General features: G+C 29.9%; 5 protein-coding genes and 1 pseudogene. All 6 read left to right on the top strand.

The features are described from left to right. Positions 1 to 121 precede the first annotated feature (121 nt). Positions 122 to 352 carry a hypothetical protein gene (locus V7Q02_RS15565; protein WP_333862000.1) on the top strand — a complete coding sequence of 77 codons (231 nt, stop codon included), beginning with the start codon at positions 122 to 124 and terminating at the stop codon, positions 350 to 352. Between the two features lie 178 nt (positions 353 to 530). Further along, a pseudogene (locus V7Q02_RS15570) lies at positions 531 to 2,588 on the top strand (thioredoxin domain-containing protein). A 298-nt stretch (positions 2,589 to 2,886) separates the two neighbouring features. Continuing rightward, positions 2,887 to 3,453, top strand: coding sequence for a SiaB family protein kinase (locus V7Q02_RS15575; protein ID WP_333862001.1), 567 nt, complete (start codon positions 2,887 to 2,889; stop codon positions 3,451 to 3,453). A gap of 6 nt (positions 3,454 to 3,459) precedes the next feature. After that, positions 3,460 to 3,840: a DUF1987 domain-containing protein gene (locus V7Q02_RS15580; RefSeq protein WP_333862002.1), complete on the top strand. Its 381-nt coding sequence runs from the start codon at positions 3,460 to 3,462 to the stop codon at positions 3,838 to 3,840. 14 nt (positions 3,841 to 3,854) lie between these two features. Continuing rightward, on the top strand, positions 3,855 to 4,565 hold the full coding sequence (locus V7Q02_RS15585) for a GGDEF domain-containing protein (protein ID WP_333862003.1): 711 nt from the start codon (positions 3,855 to 3,857) through the stop codon (positions 4,563 to 4,565). Positions 4,566 to 4,586: 21 nt separating this feature from the next. Next, positions 4,587 to 6,497 carry a cache domain-containing protein gene (locus V7Q02_RS15590; protein ID WP_333862004.1) on the top strand — a complete coding sequence of 637 codons (1,911 nt, stop codon included), beginning with the start codon at positions 4,587 to 4,589 and terminating at the stop codon, positions 6,495 to 6,497. Positions 6,498 to 6,755: the final 258 nt, after the last annotated feature.

A 6,755-nucleotide genomic window follows, 5' to 3' on the forward strand; every position in this document is an offset into this window, starting at 1 on the left:
TTATAAGAAGGCTTTTAAATAATAGACTTGAGATTGAAGTCTATATATCCATTAATTTATTTTTAAATAATATCAAAAATATGTTAATAGTTTGAAGTGAAAAACTGGTTAATCAACACTTGTGAAATGCTCTAATAGAAGCGGATCATTATTTAAAGTGATAGATAAAGTAAATGAGATGATAGAAAAACATATTAAAAGTATAGAAGTAGAAATAAATTCTGTCGATACAAAAAGAATGTTAGAAATAGAGGAAATATTAAAATATGATCAAAAAACACTAAAGAAAAAGGAAATCGCACTTGATAAACAAGACAATGCTTATGAAGAGAGTATATATACACTAGGTTAGATGAAGAAATAAAAATAGAAATTACGTATAAGTAAAATAGTAAAGTAAGCATTGATACATGCAAGTTATTTAAGGATATATTGTAAATAGTCAAGTGGGTACTGCTATATAAAAAGTAGTACCTTTTTATTTTTAGGGTATACTAAGGAATATCATATTATAGAAGGGAAATGATAAAATGACTAACTTAATGAGTGAAATGCCCAATAGATTGGCTAAAGAAAAATCGCCATATCTTCTTCAACATGCTTATAACCCTGTTGATTGGTATCCTTGGGGAGAAGAAGCCTTTGCCAAAGCAAAAGCAGAAGATAAGCCTATATTCCTATCTATTGGGTATTCCTGAAATTAGTGGTTATAGTAGTCTTGTTGTCATTGGTGCCATGTTATGGCAAGGGAAAGTTTTCAAGATAGTAAAGTTGCTGAAATATTAAATAAGTATTTTGTATCTGTAAAGGTGGATAGGGAGGAAAGGCCCGATATTGACAGTATCTATATGAAAGTTTGCCAATCCATTACTGGCAGTGGAGGATGGCCTCTTACAATTATTATGACTCCTGAACAGAAACCTTTTTTTGCAGGAACTTATTTTCCCAAAGACAATATGGGAGAGGCTTTAGGGTTAACAGCTATATTAGAATATATACAAAAGGAATGGAAAAATAATAAAGATGAACTTGTTAGAGAAGGAGATAGTGTGCTGGATATAATATATGCCTTAAATAAAAATTCGCCAGCACAATTATCTAAAGATATTTTTAAAAAAGCTTTTTTAGAATTCAAACGGAATTTTGATACTGTATATGGAGGTTTTGGAGGATATCCTAAATTTCCTTCAACTCATAACCTGCTTTTTCTTTTAAGATATTTTTATAAGACTAAGGATGCTGCTGCCCTGGAAATGGTGGAAAAAACTTTGGAGTCCATGTATAGAGGCGGGATGTATGATCATATAGGATATGGATTCAGCAGATATTCTGTAGATAGAAAGTGGCTTATACCTCATTTTGAGAAAATGTTATATGACAATGCACTTATTGTTATGGCTTATTTGGAAACTTTTCAGGTAACGGGAAATAAAAAATATGCCAGAGTAGCAGAGGAGATATTAGAATATATTTTAAGAGATATGACCTCTAAAGAAGGAGGATTTTATTCTGCAGAAGATGCTGATTCAGAAGGAGAAGAAGGGAAATTTTATATGTGGTCCCAGAAAGAAATAAAAGATATACTGGGACAGGAACAGGGAAGTAAATTTTGTTATTATTTCAATATAACATCCCAAGGGAATTTTAGGGGAAAAAACATACCTAGTTTAATAGGTAAATCCATACCGCCTGAAGATATACAATTTATAAAAGATTCTAGGGATAAATTGTTTAAGTACAGAGAAAAAAGAGTTCATCCACATAAAGATGACAAAATTTTAACTTCCTGGAATGGATTGATGATTGCAGCTTTGGCATTAGCAGGGAGAATATTAAATAATAGCAAATATACTCTGGCGGGAAAAAAAGCTGTAGATTTTATTTACAAGAATTTAATCAGAGAGGATGGAAGATTACTGGCCAGATATCGTGAAGGAGAGTCATCTTTTCCAGGTTATGCAGATGATTATGCATTTTTAATATGGGGATTAATAGAATTATATGAGACAACTTATAATCCAGAATATTTAAAAAATGCCTTGGAACTCAATCAGGATTTTTTGAAACTTTTTTGGGATAGTAAAGGTGGAGGATTTTTTCTTTATGGAAAAGATAGTGAAAAGTTAATAATAAGACCTAAAGAAATATATGATGGAGCTATTCCTTGTGGAAATTCTGCAGCAGCATTAAATCTACTTCGTTTGTCTTATTTAACTACAAATTATGAATTTCAAGATAAAGTAAAACAATTGTTTGAAAACTTTGCAGATGAAATAGAATCATCGCCAATATCATGTTCTTTTTCGTTAGCAGCATTATTGTTTTCTAAATATCCTGTTAGACAAATTATTATATCTGCAGGAGAAAACATAAATGAGGTCAAAAAAGTGTTAGAAATAATAAATAAAAAATATAATCCATTTACTATTTCACTTTTATACTCTCATTTAAATAAAGATTTAAAACAAATGTATCCGTCTATTGAAAGTTATATAGCGATTGAAGGAAAATTTACTGTATATCTTTGTGAAAACTTTACATGCAGGGAACCTATAACGGATATAAATTTGTTAGAAGAAATTCTATAGATTAGTATAAATAAAAAATATCATTTAATGCGTTGGTGGAAAAAGAGCGGAGTTCTAAACCAATGCATTTTTTATGTTTCAAAATAGTATAAGAATAGAAAATAAATTTTTAATTTAGAAAAAATAATGCAGAAGACTTATAAATGTTTAGTATTAGTTATGCGAAAAATTGAAAAAAAATGCATATCAATGGTATAATGTATAGATATTAGATCTGATTTTTTTAAAAAAGAATTTTCTTTAAAGCTAATATAAAATTTAAATTTTGATGGAATTATTTTAAAGGGGGAAATTGTTTATGGTAAATAATCTTTTTGATCTCCATGATTTATATCAGAATATTAAAAATAAAAAAATTATATTTTGTTACTGTGGTCCAATTTCACAGGAGACTATTGAAGGAATAGGACATACTTTGAGATTAGACTTGAAAATTGAAAAAACGAGAATGGGTATTTCACAAGCAATATTTTCGATTTTTATTGAACAAATGCAAAATATTTTAAATTACTCTGTAGATACAGTTGTAAAGGATGCCCAGGTTGAAAAAGAGCTTAGAGTAGGCGTTTTAGTTATTGGACAAGAAGACGATGAATTTTATGTATATTGTGGCAATAAGATTTTCAATGAAGATGTTCAGAATATTCAAGATAGGATTGATGAGGTTAGTGGACTTGAAAAAGATCGATTAAAGGCTTTATATAAGGAGCGGAGAAAAATGGAATTTAAAGAAGGCAGCAAAGGAGCAGGGCTTGGACTCATTGAAATGGCAAGAAAGTCCGGAAAACCTATTCAATACTCATTTAAACATCTGAATAAAGAGTTTTCGTTTTTTACCATAAAAGTTACAGTTCCGGGGAGGTAATAGAACATGAATAATCTAATAATTGAAAAAACAGCCTCTACGCCATATATTAATTTTAATTATGAAATGAGAAAGTTAATTGTTTCAGGAGAGTCTTTTCCAGAAGATGCAGTTAAATTTTACAAACCAGTAATAAACTGGATTGAACAATATTTGGAAAAGATAGAGGAAGAAGAAACACAGGTGGAATTCGAAATAATTTATTTTAATTCTAGTACTTCTAAAATCTATATGATGCTTTTTACTCTGCTGGATCAAGCGGTTGCCAATGGTAAAAATATTACAATTAATTGGAAAGCTGCACAGGAAAATGAGACGGCAATTGAGTGTGGAGAAGAATTTATGGAAGATGTTGAATTTATAAAATTCAATATATTGGTTAAATAGGGAGCATAGGTATTATGGATTCAATTTTTAGAAAAGAAGAAGAAGTATTAAAAAAGGCCAGAGAGATACTAGAAATGGGAATCATTGAAACTCAGAAAGATGAAGTATTATATAAGGAGCTTTTTATGGAATTTAAAAGTCTTCTTGCTCAAACTAAGCGAGTTGTGAAAATGTCAGATATAATTGGTGCCGATTTAATTGACAGATATCATTCACTAGATGAAGTTTCAAAAATAGATTTTCTGACAAATTTATATAATAGGCGGTTTTTTAATGAACTTCTAATAAGAGAATGGAAAATTTGTGCGAGGGATAAATATTTTTTATCAGTACTCATGTTAGATGTTGATAAATTTAAAGATTATAATGATACATATGGTCATATTCAGGGTGATGAATGCCTCAAGCTCATTTCTAAATGTCTTAAGAAAATCATTAATAGGCCAAGAGATATTGTCATAAGATATGGTGGGGAAGAATTTGTTGTTCTAATGCCAGAGACAGATTTAGAAGAGGCTAAATATACAGCTGAAAATATTAGGTTGGAAGTAGAAAAACTGCAAATTTTACATGAAGGCTTTGAAAATTATGGAGTTGTCACCATTTCTATAGGTATCGCTGCCACTATTCCAAGTGAGAAAATTTCCCCCGAGAGTTTGCTTTATAGAGCTGATGTGGCCCTTTACAGGGCAAAAGAAAATGGAAGAAACAGGATAAGTGTGTAAAAAATATGGGGGAATTTTATTATGATAAAGTTTAAAAGTATAAAAGTAAAATATATTATTATAGGGATTATTATTTGTCTTATTTCCTCATTTCCTGTTTCTATTTTTAGTTATATTGTATCTTATAATATAACTTCTGATTTGTCTGACAAAAGGATTCATGAAGCTGTTCTTAGAAATTCGTCAGAGATAGACCATTGGTTTGGTGTTCAGCAATCTATAATTGATTCACTATCTCAGGATATAGAAGCTTCTGGAAACTTTAATTCCGACTATTTATCAAAGCTTGTAACAAGTAAAATGAAAATATATAGAGATGAAGCGATTGATTTTTATGTTGCATTTGAAGGTAATAAACCAAAGCTTATTTCTGGTGTTGGATGGGTGTCTCCAGATAGCTATGATCCTACAACAAGACCCTGGTATAAAGCGGCATGTAAATCAAATCAAGTGGTTTTTACAGAACCATATGTAGATTTCATGACAGATAAGTTAGTTATTACAGTTGCAAAAGCACTTAAAAATGATAATAAGATAATTGGTGTAATTGCATCTGATATTTATCTTGAAAAAGTAATAAAAGTTGTTAGTGAATCTAAAATTAATGACAATAGCTATGGATTGCTTTTAGACAATAAAGGCAGAGTTATTGCACATCCTGATTCCAATTTTTTGCCTACTAAAAATGGATTTAAATCTATAAATGAAATTCATTGGAAAGGGTACAAAACATTAGTTAATAATCTTCTTACAAAAGATGTGAATAATAGAATTGAATTGAAGGACTACAAGGGAAATGAAGAATTTTTTAGTTTTACCAAAATTAATTCAAATAATTGGTATTTTGGTATTGCTGTAAATAAATCCGAGTATAAAAAACCGCTTCAAAAGCTTCTTTTAGGTTTTGGTGGAGTTTTTTTGGTGATAATGTTTATAGTTTTATTTATTATGTTTAAACTTGTGAATACGGTAGTAAAACCCGTAAAATTACTTAATAATATTGTAAAAGATTTTTCTAATAAGCATATGTCAGTAAGAATAAATGTTGTATCGGAAGATGAAATAGGAAAGCTTGGAAGAAGTTTTAACCATATGGCAGATACTATTGAGAAGTATAGTAGGTGTCTCGAGAAAAAAGTTGAAGAGAGAACTATGGAGTTAAAAGTAAAAAATGAAACTATTATGGAAAGTATAGAGTATGCTAGTAAAATTCAAAATGCAATTATTCCAGATATTAGCCAGAGACTTGGAATTTCCCGGGAAAATTGCTTTTCAATTTGGAAACCTCGTAACACAGTTGGAGGAGACATATTTTGGAGTAAAGGGGACGATAACTATGCACTCCTAGCTGTAGTTGACTGTACAGGCCATGGGGTGCCAGGAGCATTTATGAGTATGATGGTAAGTTCTATACTAGATGGAATCTCAAGAGAGTTTAAATATGATAGACCAGCTGATATATTGAGGACAATTAATGTAAGAATTAAAGATGTACTTGGTCAAGAGCAAAAGGATTCTGAAATCAAAGATGGGGCTGACCTAGCATTATTATGTATTGATAAAAATAATAAGCGACTGGTATTTTCGGGTGCTAAATTAAATATGTTTATCTTTTCAAATGGGGATACGCAGGTTATAAAAGGTTCTAGATATGGTGTGGGATATTCGTGGGGGAAAGATGTACACTATAAAGATGTAGAAGTTCCCTACATTGAGGGGGGGATATATTACTTTACAACTGATGGGTTTCTAGATCAAAATTATGAGAAAAATAAAGGTGGAATAGGTAGGCGTGGATTTATATCGCTTATTGAAGGTATTTATCACTTGCCAATGGAAGAACAAAGAAATATTATTGAAAATAATATAAAAGAAAAAGTTTGTAATGTTCCTCAAAGAGATGATATAACTATTATAGGATTGAAACTGTAATAGTTAATCATAAGTGTTGATTAACTGAAAAACGGGAATAAAAAAATATATATAATTTGACATTATGTTGAATTTTGCATATACTTAAAAAGCAAATGATAATGATAACCATTATTTCGTGGCGAGGCTTTATCACAAAAACATAATTTGATATTTCAATAAACTTTACAGTACAATCAATGTTAAATAAAATTAGTATTTTAACAGCGTTATTTCCAATTGGAAAATGTAAATTTACCATTATTGATATCCACAGAG

The sequence above is a fragment of the Clostridium sp. genome (genome assembly GCF_036781005.1).
Lineage (GTDB): Bacteria > Bacillota > Clostridia > Clostridiales > Clostridiaceae > Clostridium_B.